The sequence below is a fragment of the Pseudoalteromonas sp. MT33b genome, from assembly GCF_014117385.1.
Taxonomy (GTDB): domain Bacteria; phylum Pseudomonadota; class Gammaproteobacteria; order Enterobacterales; family Alteromonadaceae; genus Pseudoalteromonas; species Pseudoalteromonas lipolytica.
Genome location: NZ_CP059831.1, coordinates 575738 through 597369, shown reverse-complemented (window position 1 = coordinate 597369; position 21632 = coordinate 575738). Strand labels below are relative to the sequence as shown.

The 21632-nt window shown below is 42.7% G+C and carries 18 protein-coding genes; 6 read left to right on the top strand and 12 right to left on the bottom strand.

Annotated elements, in window-relative coordinates:
• Window positions 1–55: 55 nt before the first annotated feature.
• The 4 genes from tdh to H3302_RS02830 form a co-directional block, all read right to left on the bottom strand.
• Window positions 56–1081 (bottom strand): L-threonine 3-dehydrogenase, encoded by a 1026-nt coding sequence (tdh, locus tag H3302_RS02845; RefSeq protein WP_036970956.1) that lies wholly within the window; start codon window positions 1079–1081, stop codon window positions 56–58.
• Window positions 1082–1135: 54 nt separating this feature from the next.
• On the bottom strand, window positions 1136–2332 hold the full coding sequence (locus H3302_RS02840) for a glycine C-acetyltransferase (protein WP_036970959.1): 1197 nt from the start codon (window positions 2330–2332) through the stop codon (window positions 1136–1138).
• Between the two features lie 150 nt (window positions 2333–2482).
• Window positions 2483–3043, bottom strand: a complete 561-nt coding sequence (gene gmhB / locus H3302_RS02835; protein ID WP_036970962.1) for a D-glycero-beta-D-manno-heptose 1,7-bisphosphate 7-phosphatase — start codon at window positions 3041–3043, stop codon at window positions 2483–2485.
• Window positions 3043–4101, bottom strand: a complete 1059-nt coding sequence (locus tag H3302_RS02830) for a glycosyltransferase family 9 protein (RefSeq protein WP_065978003.1) — start codon at window positions 4099–4101, stop codon at window positions 3043–3045. The genes gmhB and H3302_RS02830 overlap by 1 nt, the downstream gene beginning before the upstream one ends.
• 125 nt (window positions 4102–4226) lie before the next feature.
• Here H3302_RS02830 and H3302_RS02825 point away from each other — a divergent pair, with 125 nt between their 5' ends.
• On the top strand, window positions 4227–4949 hold the full coding sequence (locus H3302_RS02825; protein WP_036970968.1) for a 3-deoxy-D-manno-octulosonic acid kinase: 723 nt from the start codon (window positions 4227–4229) through the stop codon (window positions 4947–4949).
• Here H3302_RS02825 and hldE read toward each other — a convergent pair.
• Genes hldE through H3302_RS02810 form a run of 3 tightly spaced genes read right to left on the bottom strand, consistent with a single transcriptional unit; the run spans window position 4939 to window position 8451 of the window.
• Window positions 4939–6378: a bifunctional D-glycero-beta-D-manno-heptose-7-phosphate kinase/D-glycero-beta-D-manno-heptose 1-phosphate adenylyltransferase HldE gene (hldE, locus tag H3302_RS02820; protein WP_182396128.1), complete on the bottom strand. Its 1440-nt coding sequence runs from the start codon at window positions 6376–6378 to the stop codon at window positions 4939–4941. The two genes, H3302_RS02825 and hldE, sit on opposite strands and share 11 nt — an antisense overlap.
• Window positions 6378–6968: an SIS domain-containing protein gene (locus H3302_RS02815; protein ID WP_036970972.1), complete on the bottom strand. Its 591-nt coding sequence runs from the start codon at window positions 6966–6968 to the stop codon at window positions 6378–6380. The genes hldE and H3302_RS02815 overlap by 1 nt, the downstream gene beginning before the upstream one ends.
• A gap of 28 nt (window positions 6969–6996) precedes the next feature.
• Window positions 6997–8451, bottom strand: a complete 1455-nt coding sequence (locus H3302_RS02810; RefSeq protein ID WP_182396127.1) for a capsule assembly Wzi family protein — start codon at window positions 8449–8451, stop codon at window positions 6997–6999.
• 153 nt (window positions 8452–8604) lie between these two features.
• Here H3302_RS02810 and waaA point away from each other — a divergent pair, with 153 nt between their 5' ends.
• A complete protein-coding gene (waaA, locus tag H3302_RS02805) occupies window positions 8605–9876 on the top strand; it encodes a lipid IV(A) 3-deoxy-D-manno-octulosonic acid transferase (RefSeq protein WP_182396126.1) in 1272 nt (423 codons plus the stop codon).
• Window positions 9877–9904: 28 nt separating this feature from the next.
• Window positions 9905–10426, top strand: coding sequence for a DUF1415 domain-containing protein (locus tag H3302_RS02800; protein ID WP_036971769.1), 522 nt, complete (start codon window positions 9905–9907; stop codon window positions 10424–10426).
• Between the two features lie 36 nt (window positions 10427–10462).
• Here the strand turns inward: H3302_RS02800 and H3302_RS02795 are convergent, their stop codons facing one another.
• From H3302_RS02795 to purL, 4 genes are all read right to left on the bottom strand, one after another.
• Window positions 10463–10798, bottom strand: coding sequence for a YdbL family protein (locus tag H3302_RS02795; RefSeq protein ID WP_182396125.1), 336 nt, complete (start codon window positions 10796–10798; stop codon window positions 10463–10465).
• A gap of 9 nt (window positions 10799–10807) precedes the next feature.
• Entirely contained in the window at window positions 10808–10990 is a 183-nt protein-coding gene (locus H3302_RS02790) for a YnbE family lipoprotein (protein WP_036970983.1), read from the bottom strand.
• Window positions 10983–13460, bottom strand: coding sequence for a YdbH domain-containing protein (locus H3302_RS02785; protein WP_182396124.1), 2478 nt, complete (start codon window positions 13458–13460; stop codon window positions 10983–10985). The genes H3302_RS02790 and H3302_RS02785 overlap by 8 nt, the downstream gene beginning before the upstream one ends.
• Window positions 13461–13579: 119 nt before the next feature.
• Window positions 13580–17464, bottom strand: coding sequence for a phosphoribosylformylglycinamidine synthase (gene purL / locus H3302_RS02780; RefSeq protein WP_182396123.1), 3885 nt, complete (start codon window positions 17462–17464; stop codon window positions 13580–13582).
• A gap of 376 nt (window positions 17465–17840) precedes the next feature.
• Here purL and mltF point away from each other — a divergent pair, with 376 nt between their 5' ends.
• Both mltF and H3302_RS02770 read left to right on the top strand, forming a co-directional pair.
• Window positions 17841–19316 (top strand): membrane-bound lytic murein transglycosylase MltF, encoded by a 1476-nt coding sequence (gene mltF / locus H3302_RS02775; protein ID WP_036970988.1) that lies wholly within the window; start codon window positions 17841–17843, stop codon window positions 19314–19316.
• Window positions 19317–19419: 103 nt separating this feature from the next.
• Window positions 19420–19593: a hypothetical protein gene (locus tag H3302_RS02770; protein ID WP_162898022.1), complete on the top strand. Its 174-nt coding sequence runs from the start codon at window positions 19420–19422 to the stop codon at window positions 19591–19593.
• Here the strand turns inward: H3302_RS02770 and tadA are convergent, their stop codons facing one another.
• Complete coding sequence (gene tadA / locus H3302_RS02765) at window positions 19594–20091, bottom strand: tRNA adenosine(34) deaminase TadA (protein ID WP_065978122.1); 498 nt, start codon at window positions 20089–20091, stop codon at window positions 19594–19596. It lies immediately after the preceding gene.
• A 230-nt stretch (window positions 20092–20321) separates the two neighbouring features.
• On the opposite strand from tadA, the gene H3302_RS02760 reads away from it, so the two are divergent.
• Window positions 20322–21626 (top strand): inosine/guanosine kinase, encoded by a 1305-nt coding sequence (locus H3302_RS02760; RefSeq protein WP_075594081.1) that lies wholly within the window; start codon window positions 20322–20324, stop codon window positions 21624–21626.
• Window positions 21627–21632: the final 6 nt, after the last annotated feature.

Below are 21632 nucleotides of genomic sequence, written 5' to 3'. Positions count from 1 at the left end.
AACACTCTCTAAACTAAAAAGGCGGCCGAAAGCCGCCTTATCACACTCTACGGTATTAATCCCAGTTTAGGATTACTTTACCTGATTGGCCTGAAATCATTGTATCAAAGCCTTCTTGGAAATCATCCACTGAGAATTGATGCGTGATAATTGGATTAAGGTCAAGACCAGACTGAATTAGACTCGCCATTTTGTACCACGTTTCAAACATTTCTCGGCCATAAATACCTTTGATAATTAAGCCTTTGAAAATAACTTGATTCCAATCAACTGCCATATCTGATGGTGGAATTCCCAGCATGGCAACTTTACCACCATGATTCATGTTATTTAACATGCTGTTGAATGCAACCGGTACACCTGACATTTCAAGACCAATATCAAAGCCCTCGGTCATGCCGAGCTCTTTCATAATATCTTCTAGGTTTTCATTCGCAACGTTTACAGCGCGTGTCGCGCCCATTTTACGCGCTAAATCTAGGCGGTACTCGTTTACATCAGTAATCACTACATGACGCGCACCGACATGCTTAGCAACCGCTGCTGCCATAATACCAATTGGACCCGCCCCGGTGATAAGGACATCTTCACCAACAAGATCAAACGACAACGCTGTGTGTACCGCATTCCCGAATGGGTCAAAGATTGATGCTAATTCATCAGAAATATTATCTGGAATTTTAAATGCATTGAATGCAGGGATCACGAGGTATTCGGCAAATGCACCTTCACGGTTCACACCCACACCTGTTGTGTTACGGCATAAATGCACGCGACCAGCGCGACAGTTACGACAGTGACCACAGGTAATATGGCCTTCACCAGAAACACGATCACCCACTTGGAAACCACGTACTTCCTGACCCATATCAACCACTTCACCCACGTATTCGTGGCCAACAACCATAGGTGTTGGAATAGTGTTTTGTGCCCATTCATCCCATTTATAAATATGGACATCTGTTCCACAAATTGCTGTTTTGCGGATTTTAATAAGCAGATCGTTATGGCCAACCTCAGGTTTTGGCGCATCGGTCATCCAGATCCCTGGTTCTGCTTTTAATTTAGATAATGCTTTCATGATTTACACTCAATTAAAAAAACCGAAGCAGGTGCTTCGGTTTAGAAAATAAAATTAGATAACACCCATTTCTTTACCAATACGGGTAAAGGCAGCAATTGCAGTGTCTAATTGCTCTTTTGTATGCGCCGCAGAAATTTGCGTACGAATACGTGCTTGACCTTTAGGTACAACAGGGAATGAGAAACCTGTTACATAGATACCTTCAGCAAGTAACTTGTCAGCCATCATCGAAGCGACCTTCGCATCGCCAAGCATTACTGGAATAATCGCGTGGTCTTTACCTGCGCAGGTAAACCCTGCTGCTTCCATTTGCTCACGGAAGTAATGAGCGTTATCCCATAATTTAGCGCGAAGTTCGCCACCGTTACTCAACATTTCAAGTACTTTGATTGATGCTGTAACAATTGATGGAGCTAATGAATTAGAAAAAAGATATGGACGTGAACGCTGACGTAACCACTCTACAATTTCTTTTTTGCCTGATGTATAACCACCTGATGCGCCGCCCAACGCCTTACCTAATGTGCCGGTAATGATATCGACACGGTCTAATACGCCACAGTATTCAGGTGTTCCTTTACCGTTTTCACCCACAAAGCCCACTGCGTGAGAATCATCAACCATAACTAATGCATCGTATTTATCAGCAAGGTCGCATACTGCTTTAAGATTACAAATAACGCCATCCATTGAAAACACACCGTCAGTGGCAATAAGCTTGGTTTTTGCCCCGGCTTCATCAGCTGCAATTAATTGCTTCTCTAAGTCGCTCATATCATTATTAGCGTAGCGGAAACGTTTTGCTTTACATAAACGAACCCCATCAATGATAGAAGCATGGTTTAACGCATCTGAGATGATGGCATCATCTGGGCCTAAAATTGTTTCAAATAAGCCTGCATTAGCATCAAAACACGATGAGTAAAGAATAGTGTCTTCTGTTTCTAGAAACTCAGAAATTTTGTGCTCTAATGTTTTATGAATATCTTGAGTACCACAGATAAAACGCACTGAAGCAACACCAAAACCATGATCGTCAAGGCCTTGTTGTGCGGCTTTTATTAGCTCTGGGCTATTTGCAAGACCTAAGTAGTTATTTGCACAGAAATTGATAACTTTATCACCTGATGCAACTTCAATTTGAGCTTGTTGCTGTGAAGTAATAACACGTTCGCTTTTGTATAAACCCTCAGCTTTTACTTCATCTATTTGTTGCTGAAGCTGAGTGAAAAACGCAGATGCTCTCATCTGAAATCTCCAAATAATCTTTTAAGTAATCAGAGCCGATTAGCTGTGACTGTGAAATTTGCGCCTATTGTAAAAGCTTAGGCGAACAATTGCACTGTTTGTAGTTCGTCGCACAACCTAAATTAGGCGCGGTAGATAGGAAAAAACTGGTCATACCTGCTGTAAGTGTAAAATCAAATTAGGTAATTCAGCTAACGAGTCGCATACATAGTGCGCATGCTGCTCCGTTGACTCTGCATAACTTTGTCCAGAGCGCACTAAAACACGCGTTGCCACATTGGCTCTTTCGCCAGCGAGTAAATCACCAAGCTTGTCACCAACCATGATACTTTGAGCGGGATCTATGTGGTGCTCTTCAATCGCTTGCAACAACATGCCAGGCGCTGGCTTACGGCATTCACATTCTTGTAAATAGGCAGGCAACGCTTTACTTGGATGGTGTGGACAAAAATAGACATCTAGAATGTGTACGCCGTGTTTTAAAAACTCATTTTTCATCCATTCACTTAAGTGGTGAAAATCTTGCTCTGAGTAATAGCCTCGACCAATTCCAGATTGATTCGTCACGATGATAATTTCATAACCCGCATCAGTGAACTTTTTACACGCCGTAAAGACCCCTGGCACAAACTCAAAATCATCTGGCTTGTATACGTAACCATGGTCAATATTTACAACACCATCGCGGTCTAAAAATAGCACTTTACTCATCACAATTGCTCTTTTAATAAAACAAGATCAAACATTAAAGTAACCTCTTCAACACGTATCTGCGACATTAAATCTGCACCTTTAACGCGTGTCCCCCACGGCAGCTGGTCTGCTGTTTTACCTGTTTGCTCAAGTAAGTTTTGGTGATAAACCTCAACAACATAATTTTGATATAAATAAGGCCCCGTGCGTTTTGGATTTGAGTGAGCGTATAAACCTATCACCGGTGTACCCACTGTAACGGCCATATGCGCAGGTCCTGTATCAGGCGCAAGCACTAATGAGGCACGCTTTAGCACACACAACAACTCTTTAAGCTGAGTTTTACCAACTAAGTTGAGTACAGGCACGTGACTGTGCGCAATAATTTGCTCAGCCAGTTCATTTTCAAGGGGTGTTGGCCCCCCCGTAATCACAACTGAGAATCCTTGATTATGAGCGTAATCAGCGAGCGCAGCATAACGTTCAGGAAGCCAGTTACGCTCTTTTTTACTGGCCGCAGGTGAAATAACAAAAATACGTCCTGCTAACCGCTCAGTACCGAGTAAAGTATCTGCCGTATGTTGATGAGCATCTGTTATTGGCATCTGCCAGCTAGGCTCATACTCTGGTACACCGATTGCTTTTGCAAAACCTTGGAACCCTTCAAGAACATGTGCTTCTGCTTGAGCTGCAATTCGCTTATTGATAAATAGGCTATGTAATTCTTTTGAACGTGCCCAGTCAAAGCCCACTTTAACTTTAGCAGGTATACAACGTGCAGCAAGATTAGCTCTGAGCGCTACCTGCATATGAAGTAACACATCAAACTTTCGCCCTTTAAAGGTTTCTTTAAGTTGTTTGTATGCTTGCTTACCCTGCTTTTTATCAAATACAACAAACTCAACACCCGGTAAATCAGCAAGCAGCATCGCTTCCACTTTACCAATAACCCAAGTGATTTTCGCATGAGGATGCGCTTTTTGAATTGCTTGCACCGCCGACACCGCATGACATACATCACCAATAGCCGAAAGCCTTAATATACAAATATCTGAATAGGAGGTTGATTGAGTCACGTGCACCCTTAGCAACAGCAAATAATAGGCGATCTTAAATTAACCTGATGCTATTGCAAGCACTTATGCGAAAAGCTAAAAATGCGGTACTATATAGCTATTCACTGTTTATATTTTAAGTTGTTATGTTCGACATTCAGCATCTGCAAAATTCAACCCTTTTGTGCCACCCTGCATACACTCAGATGCTTACATATGACTGGTTTGATGCTCACTTTTGGCAACAACAAAATAAAATAGTTGGCGCTAAAAAAGGCCGAGCAACGGCCTGGTTTTTTAAGCATGAACAACTGACTGGTGTATTGCGTCATTATTGGCGTGGCGGACTCATAGGCAAACTATTAACAGATCAATATGTGTATGTCGGCTTAGAGCACACGCGGGTTTACAAAGAGTTTTCGTTGATGATGCACTTAACTGAGTTAGGCTTAAATGTGCCCACACCTATCGCTGCAAAAGTCACACGAAGTGGTTTTATTTATCGAGGCGATATTATCACCGAGGCAGTAAAAGGAGCACAAAGCCTTTTAGATATTTTGGTGACTCGCCCGTTAACTCATGACGAATTAAAGAATGTGGCCACAACGCTCAGTGAATTTCATAACCGCGGTGTTTATCACGCTGATTTGAATATCAATAATATTTTATTTGACGAAGCGGGTAAGGTCTTTATTATCGATTTTGACCGTGGTGAAATAAGACAGCCCGAAATTGCGTGGCAACAAGAAAATATTAAACGCCTTGCCCGTTCATTTGCCAAAGAACAAGGCCGTAATGAGATAATGCACTGGCAACAAAGTGATTGGCAGTCACTGTATTGTGACTACCAAGCATTGCTTAAGATTTAATTTTGCTGATGACGTTAGACGTCGAGCAACCATTAAGGAACTCAAGCACTTCAACTTTACCGCCATGGCGTAATACATGGTCTGCACCCGCAATTTGATCAACCGTGTAATCACCCCCTTTCACCAGTACATCGGGGCTAATTTGCTCGATGAGCTTAGCTGGCGTGTCACTCTCTTGTGCACTACCAAATGGAATTACCCAGTCAACCGATGCAAGCGCACTGAGAACCATAGCCCGCTCTTCAAGCGGGTTTATTGGACGTTCAGGTCCTTTAAGGCGCGTGATTGATTCGTCATTATTTAAACCAACAACTAAACGATCGCCTCTGGCTTTTGCCTGCGCTAAATAGCGTACATGACCTGCGTGTAGAATATCGAAGCAGCCATTGGTAAAGACAATTTTCTCGCCATTTTGTTTTGCAAACTCGATATGCTGCAACACATCTTCAAATGGCGTTTGATAATGCTCGCCGGTTTGCTGTAAGTACTGACCCAATTTACGACTCAATTCTTCAGGAGATACCGTCGCTGCGCCTAGTTTACTTACGGCAATACCCGCTGCAAGATTAGCAATTTCAACGGCATCTTTAGGTTGCATGCCAGCGCCTAACATCACCGCTAATGTAGCAATTACAGTATCTCCGGCACCAGTAACATCACTGACTTCTAATTGCTGCGCCGCAAAGTCATGCTTCTCAGTTTGACTGATTAACGACATTCCTTGCTCTGAACGAGTTAATAACATCGCCGCAACGCCCGCATCTTCAATAAGCTGGCGCGCACTCTCGGTTAAGCTTTGCTCAGACTCAGTTTTACCACCAGCCAGCTTAAATTCATTCAAGTTTGGCGTAATATAGTCGGCACCACGATACAAATTTAGATCCGATGATTTAGGATCAACAAGAACCGTTTTACCTGCATTTTTAGCCACTTGGATCATGGCTTGAATTAAGCTTAGTGAGCCTTTGTTGTAATCAGAAAATAGTACAAAGTCATAATCATCTAACACTAACTCTAAACGATTCAAAAGCAACTGGCTGTGTTGTCCAGTAAAGGTTTCTTCTAAATCTAGGCGCACCACTTGCTGATGACGACTTATCACGCGCATTTTAGATATGGTGGGTAAATCACAGACGCTAACAAGCTGCGAATCAATTTTCTCAGAACTCAAAATAGTTTCAAGAATTTGTCCGCTTTCATCTTCACCAACAAGCCCTAATAAACCGACCTTACCATCTAAACGGGCAATATTTTTAGCCACGTTTGCAGCGCCACCCGCTTTGTCTTCAAACTTACTGACTTTAACTACGGGCACCGGGGCTTCTGGTGAAATACGACCCGAGTCACCATGCCAGTAACGGTCTAGCATCACATCACCAACAACTAAAATTCGCGCTTTAGATAAGTTTTTAAGTAACGCTAAATCCATTACTGTTGCTCCGCTACAACCATATCAATGGCTTCACATAACCAGTGACCGATAAACATATGTGCTTCTTGAATGCGCGCTGTTTCATCGTTTTTAATGATAATTGGCAGCTTCGCGATATCTTTCACTTTACCGCCGTCACGGCCAGTTAAAGCCACTGTGAAAGCGCCTATTTCATTAGCCGCAGCAAGCGCAAGATTAATATTAGGGCTAGTGCCTGAAGTCGTTAAGCCAATCACTAAATCTTCAGGTTTACACAACGCCTGAACTTGGCGTTCAAACACAGTATCAAAATGATAGTCATTACTGTGCGCCGTTAAAATTGACGTGTCAGTTGTCAATGCGATTGAAGCAAGCGGCCCACGCTCTAACTTATAACGTACAACAAACTCTGCCGCTAAATGCTGCGCATCGGCGGCACTGCCACCATTACCAAACCAAATTACTTTACCCCCTGCCTGCAAAGCACTGTGGCATGCTTCAAGTAATTGCATTACCTCAGGATGATAAGTTTCCATGGTCTCAAACAGCATTTGATGACGATTTAAACTTTCTAGGTAGCTTGCCGCTACAGAATCAAGATTAGACATATAAATTCCTTAAAAAAAACGGCTAGACCTACCAGTATACTGCAACAGATAGCCAAGTATAATTTTCACCAAACACATCTTCGCCATAAGTCAGGGTGGTTTCGAGTGTATGTTCATTCAATTGACGCGTATTGCTCAGTTGAAGTTCAATGGCACTTTCGTATTCTTTACTATAACCGCCAATATCATAATGGTAGTTACTCTCATTTTTAATGCTTGTTAATTTCGCTACCCATAAAGAGCTCAGAGACTCTAAGTAGCTCAGCTCTAATACATGAGTTTGAGATGGAACACCATCTCCGAAATAGCGTTGATCCGCTGCAAAATGTCCTACGACAAAACCATCAACGGTGTTCCCAAAAGTTGGATATATATAATTTTCATACCACAAACTGTGCATATTTGTATGCTCATAGCGTAGCGCAACGGTATCCGTTATTTGTGGGAAGAAAGCACCGATACTATAAGCAATATTGCCGAATTGGTAATTTTGGTGCTCTTTTGTGTCTTCGCCACCGTACTCAAAATACAACTCGGTTGGAAAGCCAAAATCAAAATTGATAGTGCTAGTGATAGATGCAAACTGATCCCCTAGCTCATTATCTGGCCCACCTGCAAGCTCGCTATTATCATTACCCGCTGGGTCAAAAAATGCATCAAACACATCACCTGCATCAACCTCTCGAGGACCACCACCAAATTGCATCATTCGGTTGATGCCAATTTTCCAACCACTTAGGGGCTCTATACTGAAATGCGTACCAGCAAGCTTTGGCGTGCCGCTATGCAGCTCCCCTTGATATAAAATACCGTTTTCGACATGCTCTAATTCAGAATAATACAGCTCAAAGTCAAAATTCCACCAATTATGCGCAGGTTGCACCATACCTAATGAAATAGAAGGGGCTGTTTTTGCATTAGTAGAAATAATTTGAGCTGAATGTTTAAACGGTGAAAACCAATGTTCTTTATAACCAACATTCAGTTGCAAATCATCTCCAGCAAAACTTACAAAAGTATTGTAATTCACAAATTTATTTTGCTTGGCTCTGTAATCAACACCAACTTGTACTAAGGTATAATCGTTTGCACGCCAAATACCTTCAAAAAAGCCTTGGCCCCACTCATCTGAGCTTAAACCACGTTGATTAGCAATTTTCTTCGTAGTATCACCATCGACCTGAAATTTTAGACCCACACGCGTAATAGCATCTTCACGCTGATAGGGTTTAATCTTAGCGCGGATCGCTGCAGCCAAACTTGGCGCTTTATTTTCAAGTTTATTAAGTGCGTATTCTACCTCAGCCAAACGATATGGCTTCGTCATAGGTGTGCTTGAGGTTAATGCAAATAAAGTATCTAATTGATGATCAAGCTGTGCATCCATGCCAATCGGTAAGTAAGCGGTGGGTGTTGCCAATAAAGGAGAAGAGCAACTGAGTAACACGCTTATAGCCGTGGCTTTTATCATTTTAAATTTCATAACTATAAAGACTAAATATAAAGTAACTGAAATACTACCAAATTAGCGGCGACGAAACACTTAAAACTCTGCAAGATAACCCTTTTTAACATTTTATATTTAGCTCGATTGGCTAACACGCTATCATAATGTTTTACACTGATAGGCTAACCAATGGCACGTATTTTATATTCTCTCATTTTATACATTCTTAGCCCGCTTATTATTTTCTACCTTTACGCTTTGCGTGGAAAAAAAAATAAAGGCTACCGTGCGCATTTTACACAGCGTTTTGGTGTTTCATCATTACAACAGCATGACGTGGTTATACATTGCGCGTCTGTTGGTGAGGTTTTAGCAGCAACGCCACTTATCAAGGCGCTGCAACAGCAAAATTCGCAGCTAAGTATTTTAGTAACCTGTAATACACCCACTGGTCGTGAGCAAATAAAGAACAACTTTAAAAATACGCTCAGTTGCTGTTATTTACCGATTGATTTCCCGTGTGCCACCAGCCGGTTTTTAAAGCGAATTAAGCCTCGCGTCCTGTGCATTCTGGAAACAGAGTTGTGGCCCAATTTAATGGCGCAATGTAAAAAACGCAATATTGAAGTACTTGTTTTAAATGCGCGGCTTTCAGCTAAGTCGCAGCAGGGGTATCAAAAAGTGATGCCCTTAACAAACGTGATTATGAACTCAATTAGCGCCCTTGCCAGTCATAACCAAGATGATGCTAACCGCTTTATTGAGTTAGGTTTAGCGCCGCAGAAGGTGCGTGTCTTTGGCTCAATTAAATTTGATATTACCCCCACGCGCGCGCAATTAGATAAAGTCGCCGCTCTTAAGAGCGAATATAACAACGCGCGCTTTATTTGGGTTGCAGGTTCAACCCACCCAATTGAACATGAGCGTGTTCTAAGTGCACATCAGCAGTTGCTCAGTGTAGTACCCGATGCCCTGTTAATTATAGCTCCGCGTCATCCTGAACAATTTGATAAAGTAGCATTACTCCTTAAACATTCAGACATGACTTTTAGTCGTCGCAGCGAGAATAATTATACGAGCCAACAAGTCGTTCTTGCCGATACCTTAGGTGAACTACAATGCCTGTATGGCGTTGCTCGCATAAGCTACATTGGCGGCAGTTTAATTGAACGAGGTGGCCATAACCCACTCGAGTCTGCGGCATTTTCAGTTGGCGTACTAGCAGGTCCTCACACGTATAATTTTGACCATATTTACCCTGAGCTTATAAACGCTGAAGGCGCTAAAACAGTTAACAATGAACAGCACCTTGCTGAAACACTTATCGCTTTAAGTGCCGATAACGAGGCCCTCGTTAAGTTAGGTCAACAAGCCGCAAAATGTGTTGTTAATAATCAAGGTGCTATTCGTAAAACAGTGCAATTAATTGAGCAATTTTTAGAGAAACAACGTGAATCATAACCAGCCAAAAAGCCGTCCCGAACTACAAATGCGCGAATGGGTATCAAGTGTCATTGTGAAATACAACTTTTGCCCATTTGCCCGTAAAGAAGTAGAAAACAACTGTATTCACTATCAAGTCAGTCCGTCAGTAACGCTAGATGATGCTGTCATGGATATGCTTGAGCAATGCACGGAACTTGACCACAATGAGCAGCGCGAAACAACTTTACTAATGTTTGAGCAAGGCTTTAGTGATTTTGACGAGTTTTTAGATTTGGTCGACCTAGCCAACGCGCTACTAGTTGCACAAGGCTTTGAAGGGAAATATCAAATCGCTAATTTTCATCCCGATTATGTGTTTGCGGATAGTGATGAGACAGATGCTGCAAATTATACAAACCGTGCTCCGTACCCGACACTTCATTTAATTCGTGAAGCGAGTATGAGCGAAGCGCTCGCCAACTACGATGAGCCTGAATCTATTCCTGAGCATAATATTAAACTTGCAAGACGCAAGGGTATCGACTTTTGGCAGCAGCTGTTAAAAAGCTGTATTGATAAAGGCTAAAGCCAGCTTTCGCTGGCTTTTAGCACCTTTAATAGGTTATTTTTTTACCCATTGCCCATTCACTTCAATATAGTGACCAGTTTTTGTTTTTTCGATAGTTTTCGCGGCCGCCAATGCCTCTACTTGCGCTAAAGATAAATTGTTCTTTTTGGCAAGTTTCAAGTATTGCTCTTTACGCTTCGCATTGATTTCATCAACCACGGCTTTCGCTTCACTGTTATTGACGACTAATCCGAGATAACCAGAGCTATCTTCACCCACTAATCCTTGGTTTTTAGCCTCATCTAGGCTAATAGCCCAAGCAGAAAATGATAAACAAACAGCACTGATTAAAGTGATCACATTCAATTTTTTAAGTTGGAATTTACGCATGTTTGCTCCTTAGAATAATTCGCTGTCGTCACTGAATAACGTGTCGAGTTCTTTATCCACTTTAACGCGGATTTCGTGATCAACTTTCACATTTAAGTTGATTGTAATCGGTTCTTTTGCTGCTACCTCAACGCGGTGTGTGCAAGCACTTAACAAACCGACGGCTGTTAGCATTACTAACCATTTAGCCATTATTGCTTCCTTTTTTTGCATACTCTTTCTCAACCTTTTGAGTAATCTCATCACTTAAACGCAGTGCTCTTAATAACGTAAACACATTTTCCTCGTGATTATAGTTAAAATTAACGGCTTGCTGCTGTTTTTCATTAAAGCCTTGTAAGTTAACACCTAAGTGCAGCCACCCATCCGGTTTAAGATCAACACTGCTTTTTAATTGTTTAATATCTAAATTCTCTAACAAGCTAAGCGTGGTACTTAGTTCTTGTTGCTGTGCTTTTACCGCTTCAAAACCTGCATTGTTAGTAATCAATAATTTACCATCGCCTTGATTAACCAGCTGCCCTTGCTTAACGGCAATGCCCTGCTCATTTATAATGACAGGCAAGGTTCCTGCTAAGCGCCCAGATAAACTAATACCTGACTCCGCATCCAGCGTTACCAACTTGCTGGCGTCGATGTTTTCGAACTTAATCATTGCAGTTTGGCTTGTTGCAAGCGGGCAAAATTCATTCACAACAAATGCTCCCCCCATCACAAGACCAGTGACATTTGATGTACATGGCTTATTTGCGTCAACCTGTAATAGGCCTTGTAATTTTGTAACCACAGCACCTGCACGCAGTTCATTAAGTGTAAATTTAGTTGAGGCAATATTAAGCTGACCTGAATTAAACTCCGCCTTCACCTGAGTGTTAAAATCATTAGCGAGATAATCATTATAAAGCGCACTGAGCTTAGCAATGCGGATATCCCCGCTTGCCTGCAGTAAGTTTACGTCACCTTTTATAAAGCCCGAGATAACGCCATCGGTTAACGTCGCTAATGGCTCAAACTGCTTTAAAATAGGGTTGAGTTTTGACATAGCTTGTTCAGGTATCACCAACTCAAATGGATGAGCAACCTTAGACATATGATGTGTTATCAGCGCTTCAATACCGTCGACAAAAACATGGTGCGTTGCCTGTAATGCGCGACTTTGGATTGCATTTGACACCACAGACAAATTCGTTAATGTCAGTTTAGGAGTCACTAGCTTAGCTAATTTACTGGTCGCGCTAATATCAGCAAATAACTCTCCCACACTTAAATCACTCTTCACTGTGAGCTCATTTGTTAGTCCCGACATCTGCATATCTGAATAGGTCGCTGACTTTATAGCACTATTGAGTTTCGCTGTTACGTTCTGTGAATCACTGAGATGCACGTTTATTTTAGTTTTTAAATCAGTCACTTTCGCATCAAAAACTTGAGCTCTTTTAACGGATATATCAGCATTGAGATTGCCCGCTATAGGACGAGTAAGTATATTCTCAAGCTCTACTTCCCCTTTGATACTCACGCTATCCGCTAGTACATCAATAAAATCAGGCAGTGATGCCAGTGAAAGTTGAAATTCAGAGTTAACGCGCCCAGCTTCAATACGAGCCTTCAACATTAGCTTATCTATCTCGTCACTGGTGAAATTTACTACAGCGTGTGAGTAAAGTGTTTTAAGGGGAGCGTCTAGCGCTAATTGGGTATTTTTAAACACCAATTGGCCTTGTTCATTACTTGAAGTCAGTTCCAACTCGGGTAAAGAAAGCTGCTTTTGTTGCAGCACAATGGGTTGTGTAAACTGCACATGCCAAGTAAGGGGGGTGTGTGCTCGTGCAAACTTTTTGTATTGCTGCTGTTCGATTTTATCTAAACAAATAGGTGAAACAACGACTTGATTCTTTAAACCACTCAAATCAGCAGTGAGCTGTTGCTGATTGAGCTGAAATTCAGCCGTTACTTGGCCACGGCTCTGTGCGCTAAAATCACAGTGTTCGATGCTTTGCTTATTTTGCTGATGTTGATGTTCATGTTGATAATCGGCAGTAACAGAGCTGGCCACATTGAGTGTTATGCCATCGAACTTAATCTGTGAGTCAGTCGAAAAATAGGCATTTTTTGGCAGCGCAATAAACCTTCCGGCAAGTTCATCATTAAGCATTATATTGGCGACTATCTCACCACCAGTAACCGTGACATCCGCATTAATATCGCGGCTGACTGTAAAGTGATTTAAGCGATTTTCTTGCACGGTGACTCTAACCGGCTCGGCGCTAAAACCCGACGAAATATCAAGCTGCTCAATATTTATAAGCGGTCTTTGCTTTGGAAGGTCTAAAGCAAGTTTTTTTAATTCTGTGCGCTGATTGTCGCTTTTTGATAAGGGGCTATTGATCGTAAGGTTGGCACGAGAAATGATAATTTGCTGCTTATTAGCACGTATACCCGCAACTTCTAATTGCTGACCTTGATAAGTCAAACACAGCTTTTCGACCTTTAAATCAAGCTTTCTTGTTAATGACCAATCAATACAATGCAGCTCAATGCCATTAGCACTCAGCACAGGCGTTACGTACCATGAGGTCAGTGGTAATCTAAAAATATAGGCAAGCAGAAAAACCCCGAGCACTAAACCTAACAAGCCTGTAATAGCACGTTTAAACTTCAAAAAACTCTCCTTGCCTTTGCTCTCGCTTCTCAACCCATTATAAACAAAAAGGCTGCACTTAATAGTGCAGCCTTTTTAGTTTAATAGGTTTATATGAACCTAAGTAGATTACTTAAACTCTACCCCACGTTTTTGCGTGCGTTGCGGAACATACGCATCCACGGGCTGTCTTCTGTCCACTCATCAGGGTGCCATGAGTTCGCTACTGTACGGAATACACGCTCAGGGTGAGGCATCATAACCGTTGCACGGCCATCTGTAGACGTAATACCTGTGATACCTTCTGGCGAGCCGTTCGGGTTAGCTGGGTATTGCGTTGTTGGGTTACCGTAGTTATCAACAAACTTCACAGCCACAGTGCCTGACTCAAGCGCGGCTTTTACTGAATCGCTGTTAGCAAACTCAGCATGACCTTCACCGTGAGAAACAGCGATTGGCATACGAGAACCCGCCATACCATTAAAGAATACCGATGGGTTTTCTTGTACTTCTACAAGGCTAAAACGTGCTTCAAAACGCTCTGACTTATTGGTTACAAAACGTGGCCAGTGCTCTGTGCCTGGGATCAACTCTTTCAATGTTGAAAGCATTTGACAGCCATTACACACACCTAAGCTGAATGTATCTTCGCGGTGGAAGAAGCTTTGGAACTGCTCGCGAGCCATCTCGTTAAATAAGATTGACTTAGCCCAACCTTCACCCGCACCCAGTACGTCACCGTAAGAGAAACCACCACATGCCACTAAGCCTTTAAACTGCTCAAGTGTTAAACGACCTTCAAGAATGTCGCTCATGTGTACGTCTACCGCTGCAAAACCTGCGCGGTTAAATGCCGCAGCCATTTCTAAGTGAGAGTTAACACCTTGCTCACGTAAGATAGCCATTTTCGGTTTTGCACCTGTTGCAATGTAAGGTGCAGCGACGTCTTCGTTTAAGTCGAAGTTTAATTTAACGTTCAGACCTGGGTCTTTGGCATCAAATTTTGCATCAAACTCTTGCTTAGCACACTCAGGGTTATCACGACGTGCTTGCATTTGGTAAGTTGTTTCTGCCCAAATTGTACGAAGCTCTGTGCGTGTGTGATTAAGCACGACTGCCTCACCGCGAGTAAATACCACACGGTCATCGGCATTTAATGCACCAATTTCATGGCTAATAGCCGCTAAGCCGTGATCAGCAAGTACCGCTTTAACTGCGTCTAAATCTGCGTTAGCAACTTGAATTACTGCACCGAGCTCTTCGTTATAAAGTGCTTCGATGTCTGACCCCGTTAAGCCAGCAAGGTCAACCGTTACGCCTGTGTGGCCAGCAAACGCCATTTCAGCGATTGTGGTAAATAAACCACCATCAGAACGGTCGTGGTAAGCAAGTAACTTGTTATCAGCAACAAGCGCTTGCATCGCTTCATAGAAACCTTTTAATAACGCAGGGTTATCAACGTCTGGGGTTACATCACCTAATTGCTTGTAAACCTGTGCAAGGCTTGATGCGCCCAGTCGGTTTTGACCCGCACCTAAATCGACTAATAATAGCGATGACTCACCTTTATCAGTGCGAAGCTGTGGCGTTACTGTTTTACGTACGTCTTCAACGCGACCGAATGCAGTGATGATCAGTGATAATGGAGCTGTTACTGATTTTTGTTCACCGTTTTCATCCCACTGTGTCTTCATCGACATTGAGTCTTTACCCACAGGGATCGTTAAACCAAGTGCCGGACACAACTCTTCACCTACCGCTTTAACCGCTTCGTAAAGACCCGCATCTTCACCTGGGTGACCCGCTGCTGCCATCCAGTTTGCAGATAGCTTGATATTTTCAAGGCCACCGATGTTAGCACATGCAATGTTCGTTAATGACTCAGCCACCGCTAAACGTGCAGACGCACCATAGTTTAGAAGTGCAGCTGGCGTGCGCTCACCCAATGACATTGCTTCACCGTGGTAAGTATCATACGTCGCAGCTGTTACCGCACAGTTTGCAACTGGCACCTGCCAAGGACCGACCATTTGGTCACGTGCAACTAAGCCCGTTACCGTACGGTCACCAATGGTGATTAAGAAAGTTTTTTCTGCAATCGTTGGTAAGCGTAATAAGCGCTGTGCTGCATCAGCTGCATCAATTGCCGTCACATCTAATGGCTGCGACTGTGCTTTTTTAGACTCAACTTCGCGGTGCATTTTTGGTGCTTTACCAAGTAATACATCAAGAGGAAGGTCTACAGGATTATTACCAAAGTGGCTGTCTTCAACCGTTAAGTGACGCTCTTCAGTGGCTTCACCAATCACTGCGAATTCTGCACGTTCACGTTTACAAATTGCCTCGAAACGTGGGAAATCTTCTGGCGCAACAGCAAGTACATAGCGTTCTTGTGATTCGTTACACCAAATTTCGTGTGGTGCCATACCCGGCTCATCATTCGGGATATCACGTAGTTGGAATTTACCACCACGGCCACCGTCGTCTACTAGCTCAGGGAATGCGTTTGATAAACCACCCGCACCCACATCGTGAATGAAAGCGATTGGGTTTGCATCACCTAATTGCCAACATTTGTCGATAACTTCCTGACAACGGCGCTCCATTTCAGGGTTTTCACGTTGAACAGAGGCAAAATCAAGATCTTCATTCGATTGGCCAGATGTCATACTTGACGCAGCACCACCACCTAGACCGATGTTCATCGCAGGACCACCTAGTGCAATAAGTTTTGCACCAACTGGGATTTCACCTTTTTGAACATGCTCAGAACGGATATTACCTAAACCACCGGCAAGCATAATAGGTTTGTGGTAACCACGTACTTCTTCACCGTTATGGCTTGATACTTTTTCTTCGTATGTACGGAAATAACCAAGTAGATTAGGACGACCAAATTCGTTGTTAAATGCCGCGCCACCTAATGGACCTTCTGTCATGATATCAAGTGCAGTAACGATACGACCTGGTTTGCCGAAATCAGTTTCCCACGGTTGCTCATAACCAGGAATACGTAAGTTAGATACCGTAAAGCCAACTAAACCCGCTTTAGGTTTAGAACCACGGCCTGTTGCACCCTCATCACGAATTTCACCACCAGAGCCTGTTGATGCACCTGAGAATGGCGCAATAGCTGTTGGGTGGTTGTGAGTTTCAACTTTCATCAAAATTTCGATGTTTTCTTGATGATACGCGTACTCACCTTCGTTATTCGGGAAGAAGCGACCCGCTACCGAGCCTTTCATTACCGCAGCGTTATCTTTATAAGCTGATAGTACGTTTTCAGGATTTTGCTCGTAGGTGTTTTTGATCATTTTGAACAATGATTTTGGCTGTTCGATGCCATCAATTGTCCAATCAGCATTAAAGATTTTATGACGACAGTGCTCAGAGTTTGCTTGTGCAAACATGAATAATTCGATGTCGTTCGGATTACGCCCTAACTTTTGGAAGTTTTCTACCAGGTAATCAATTTCGTCATCAGCAAGTGCAAAACCTTGCTCAACATTAGCTGTCGCAAGCGCTTCACGGCCACCACCTAAAATGTCAACTGATGACATAGGACGTGGTTCATCATGACGGAACAGCTTAGCAGCATCAGCCATCTCAGCGTGTGTTGCTTCTGTCATACGGTCATGCAATAACGCAGCAACGTCTGCAAGCTGCTCAGCACTTAACTGACCTTCAACATAATATGCAATACCACGTTCTACACGGTGAACTTGGCTCAAACCACAGTTGTGTGCAATGTCAGTTGCTTTAGATGCCCAAGGCGAAATAGTACCAGGACGCGGCGTTACAAGAATTAACGACCCTGCTGGTGTATGCTCGGCAATAGTTGGACCATAAGTAAGAAGCTTCTCCAGTTTAGTGTGCTCATCAGCTGAAAGCTCAGCAGTAAGATCAGCAAAATGCATGAATTCTGCATAAACATTGGTGACTGGAAGTTGCGCCTGTTGGCAACGCGCTAAAATTTTCTGAACTCTAAAATCGGAAAGTGCTGGTGCACCACGAAGGATCAACATAGGTATTTTCATCCGGGGTTAGGGATTGAACGATATTTTAGGCGCGTATTATATACCCAAACCACCTCGAAATGCGAGTTTCAGTTGGAATTAAACGCGATTTAGGCAAGGTATTGATTGCAAAGAATGGTCACCCCCTTATTAAAATCAATTACGCCGTATAAATGCGAGTTTCAGTTGAAATTAAACACAATGAAAGCTGTTATAAATCTTCACGTTGATAGGCTCACCAGTCGTTATAATACAGGCCCTTGTTATAGTTGATAAAATAACGATAAGGTCGCTCATAATTTTTGTTAGTACTATTCGCCAAGTGACGCAGCAACGAAGTTTTGCTATAACGGTAAAGTAATGTATTAAGGGGCATTTATTTTTTATGCAAAAGTTACTCGCTATTTTTAGCCTAGTGCTCATGTTGTGCGCGTGTGATATGCAACAGCAACCATCGCAATTAGCGCAAATCAAAGCACAAAATAAAATTAGAATTGGCACATTAGCGGGTGCGAGTAATTATTACCAAGCCCCTCAAGGCGTACAAGGTTTCGAATATGAATTGGCGCAAGAGTTTGCTGACTACGTTGGTGTTGAACTTGAAATGGTGCCATTTTTTAATTTATCCGACATGTTTGCTCGCCTCGAAAGTGGCGATTTAGATGTGATTGCATCGGGTCTTACCTACAATACAATTCGCGCGCAGCACTACCGATTCGGCCCGACTTACCGCACAATTAGTCAAAAGCTTGTTTATAAACAAGGGCATGTTCGTCCTCGTGAGTTTGCAGATTTAACAGGTAACCTAACCGTACTCGCCAAAAGCAGCCATTCCTTAGCGCTGCAACAGCTAAAGCAACTTCACCCCAATCTAACTTGGCATGAAACAGAAGACATGGATGAGGAAGAGCTACTACAGGCGGTGATTGATAATGAAATAGATTACACACTGGCTGATTCACACACGTTATCGTTGTTTAGACGCTACCACCCTAATTTGAGTATTGGCTTTTCAGTAACAAGAAACGACCCAATAGCTTGGCTACTCAGAAAAGATGGTGATGATTCTTTATACGCTTTGATGGTGCCTTTTTTCGGCGAGGTAAAACAAAATAATCAGTTATACGTCCTCGAAGAAAAGTATTTTGGCCATGTAAGGCAGTTCAATTATGTAAATACACTGGCATATATTGAGGCCATAAAAGAAACCTTACCCAAATACCAACCGTGGTTTGAGCAGTATGCAGGCAATATTGATTGGCGCTTGTTAGCAGCCCTCAGTTACCAAGAATCGATGTGGAACCCTAAAGCAAAATCGCCCACCGGAGTGCGTGGTATCATGATGCTTACACAAGCGACTGCGAAACAAGTGGGTGTAACAAATCGCTTAGCCCCAGAGCAAAACATCAAAGGGGGCGCCGAATATTTAGCTCAACTCATTTCATGGATCCCAGAACGCATCCCACAGCCTGATCGTACTTGGTTTGCATTAGCCTCTTACAATGTCGGGTGGGGGCATGTAAATGATGCGAGAATTATCACAGAACAAGAAGGCGCGAGCCCTGATAAATGGGCTGATGTAAAAAAACGCTTACCGCTGCTCATTAAAAAGCGTTATTATCGTCAAACTAAATACGGTTACGCGCGTGGCGATGTTGCCGTGAAGTATGTTGATAATATTCGCCGTTACTACGATGCTTTGGTTTGGTTGGATGAAAATGATGCGATTGCCAATCCAAGCACCGAAGAAAACATTGAAGAACAACCCGTCATTTCGCCTGAGTTAGATGAAAATACGGCTCAACCAGCTGACACTCAACAACAAACCAGCTCTGAACAGCAAAAGCCAGATAACAACTAGCCTAAAGCCAGAGAAACCTGTTTACTTGTCATCAAATGATCATTATCTTCTAGTATTGATGGAATGGACAATGTCATGCTTTACTCTCACTTAAGGAGCACACATGTTAAAAAGAAGACGTACCACACATAAGTTCAAACGGAATGTTATCTATTCGACAGCGACTCGCCGTCGTATTATGTTACGCAATACCCACAAAAAAGTTATTTGGCGTCGTCGTTTATTCGCGATGCAATTAATGGAAGCACAGGAAACTCCTGCAACGCCAGTTGTTTAACTAGGCGTTGCGAGCAGCGAGTTTAGCCGCTTTTTTCTCTTCTCTGCGGCGTTTAAAAAATGCCGAAATTACAGCCCCACATTGCTCAGCCATTATCTCACCGGTTACTTCAACCTGATGATTAAGACGCGGTTCTTGCAGTAAGTTCATAATAGACCCAGCCGATCCTGTTTTAGCGTCTTTTGCGCCGAATACCAGACGCTTAATTCGGCTATGAACTAATAGCCCTGCACACATAGAGCAAGGCTCTAAAGTGACATATAAAGTGCAATCAATAAGCCGATAATTATTAAGTGCCTTACCTGCTTCACGAATAGCCATCATTTCGGCATGAGCAGAAGGGTCGTTATCAGTAATTGAGCGATTATACCCATACGCTATTAATTGATTGTCTTTGACTAATACCGCCCCCACAGGAATTTCATTAATGTTTCCCGCCTCATTTGCATAAGCGAGGGCTTTTTTCATCCAGTATTCGTCGCTATATTGTTCGCTCATAAATCACACAAAACTTGTAAACTGCCTGTAATTATACCTAGTTAGTCGATAAAAAGGGCGATAATTAAGACTACACTAAAAAATTAAAGTAAATTTTAATGGCTTTATCATGGCTCAATGAACCTATATTGCGCTATAATCTCGCGCTTTTTTTATTTAGCTAATAGCAATTCAACTAGGTAAATTTGTTGATTTACACTTTGCAATTGATATCAATACACGGGTAGCAAATGAAATTTCCTGGACGCCGCAGGCATAAACATTATTTTCCAGTGGAAGCCAAAGATCCACTAACAAATCAACTGAACTCAACCGAGCGGCTACAACGTAGTTATATAACGGGTATCGATCAAATAGTTGTCGATATTGAAGCGAAAGTTGATCAAGCTTTCCTCGATGAATTTCAATTGCGCCGTGGCATGTCACAGGTAATTGATAGCGACATTACCAATGCATTATATGACCGCCTAAAGCTTGACGATATGATCGATTACGAGTTCGCAGGTGGCACCATCGGTAACACGATGCATAACTACTCAACACTTGCTGATGATCGCTCTGTGTTGTTAGGTGTAATGAGTGAAAACATTAAAATTGGCAGCTATGCGTACCGTTTTTTATGTAATACATCAAGCCGGGTTGATCTAGATTATTTACAACCTGTTGATGGCCCAATTGGTCGCTGTTTTACACTGATTGATGAAACTGGTGAGCGCACCTTCGCGATAAGCGCAGGTTTAATGAATCATCTACGTCCTGAATCAATTGATAAAGAGTTAATTGAAAATTCATCAGCACTTGTGATCAGCGCATACTTAATGCGTACCCAAGGTGATGAAACCATGACTGAAGCAACCATGCAGGCAGTTAAATATGCCAATGATGCAGACGTGCCAGTGGTATTGACTCTAGGCACTAAATTCTTAATTGAGCAAGACCCTTTATGGTGGGCCGACTTTGTTAAAAAGCATGTCGATATCTTAGCAATGAATGAAGAAGAAGGCCTTGCGATTACAGGCTTCGAAGACCCACTTCTTGCGGCAGATAAAGCACTTGATTGGACCGACTTAGTGATTTGTACTGCAGGTGAAAAAGGCTTGTTTATGGCCGGTTATGTTGACGAGCAATTTAAACGCGAAACAGAGTACCCGCTGCTACCAGGCGCTATCGCTGACTTTAATCGCTATGAATTTTCGCGTGCAATGAGAAAAGACGATTGTCAAAACCCAATCCGTGCATACAGCCACACTGCCCCATTCATGGGCGGCCCTGATAGCATTAAAAACACCAATGGCGCGGGTGATTGTGCACTCGCTGCTGTGCTACATGATTTATCTGCAAATGTGTACCACAAGCTTAATGTTGCTAATTCGGCGAAACACCAGCAACCAGCGATGACTTACTCATCACTGGCGCAAATTAGCAAGTATGCCAACCGTGCGAGTTATGAAGTTCTCGTACAGCACTCTCCGCGTCTATCGCGTGGTTTACCTGAACGTGAAGATTGTTTAGAACAAGTATACTGGGATCAGTAATACTCA

What these genes read in the sequence shown, in the direction of transcription:
- tdh (WP_036970956.1), bottom strand. Translation starts at nt 1,081, where the DNA reads ATGAAAGCATTATCTAAATTAAAAGCAGAACCAGGGATCTGGATGACC.
- H3302_RS02840 (WP_036970959.1), bottom strand. Translation starts at nt 2,332, where the DNA reads ATGAGAGCATCTGCGTTTTTCACTCAGCTTCAGCAACAAATAGATGAA.
- gmhB (WP_036970962.1), bottom strand. Translation starts at nt 3,043, where the DNA reads ATGAGTAAAGTGCTATTTTTAGACCGCGATGGTGTTGTAAATATTGAC.
- H3302_RS02825 (WP_036970968.1), top strand. Translation starts at nt 4,227, where the DNA reads ATGTTCGACATTCAGCATCTGCAAAATTCAACCCTTTTGTGCCACCCT.
- hldE (WP_182396128.1), bottom strand. Translation starts at nt 6,378, where the DNA reads ATGGATTTAGCGTTACTTAAAAACTTATCTAAAGCGCGAATTTTAGTT.
- H3302_RS02815 (WP_036970972.1), bottom strand. Translation starts at nt 6,968, where the DNA reads ATGTCTAATCTTGATTCTGTAGCGGCAAGCTACCTAGAAAGTTTAAAT.
- H3302_RS02810 (WP_182396127.1), bottom strand. Translation starts at nt 8,451, where the DNA reads ATGAAATTTAAAATGATAAAAGCCACGGCTATAAGCGTGTTACTCAGT.
- waaA (WP_182396126.1), top strand. Translation starts at nt 8,605, where the DNA reads ATGGCACGTATTTTATATTCTCTCATTTTATACATTCTTAGCCCGCTT.
- H3302_RS02800 (WP_036971769.1), top strand. Translation starts at nt 9,905, where the DNA reads ATGCGCGAATGGGTATCAAGTGTCATTGTGAAATACAACTTTTGCCCA.
- H3302_RS02795 (WP_182396125.1), bottom strand. Translation starts at nt 10,798, where the DNA reads ATGCGTAAATTCCAACTTAAAAAATTGAATGTGATCACTTTAATCAGT.
- H3302_RS02790 (WP_036970983.1), bottom strand. Translation starts at nt 10,990, where the DNA reads ATGGCTAAATGGTTAGTAATGCTAACAGCCGTCGGTTTGTTAAGTGCT.
- purL (WP_182396123.1), bottom strand. Translation starts at nt 17,464, where the DNA reads ATGTTGATCCTTCGTGGTGCACCAGCACTTTCCGATTTTAGAGTTCAG.
- mltF (WP_036970988.1), top strand. Translation starts at nt 17,841, where the DNA reads ATGCAAAAGTTACTCGCTATTTTTAGCCTAGTGCTCATGTTGTGCGCG.
- H3302_RS02770 (WP_162898022.1), top strand. Translation starts at nt 19,420, where the DNA reads ATGTTAAAAAGAAGACGTACCACACATAAGTTCAAACGGAATGTTATC.
- tadA (WP_065978122.1), bottom strand. Translation starts at nt 20,091, where the DNA reads ATGAGCGAACAATATAGCGACGAATACTGGATGAAAAAAGCCCTCGCT.
- H3302_RS02760 (WP_075594081.1), top strand. Translation starts at nt 20,322, where the DNA reads ATGAAATTTCCTGGACGCCGCAGGCATAAACATTATTTTCCAGTGGAA.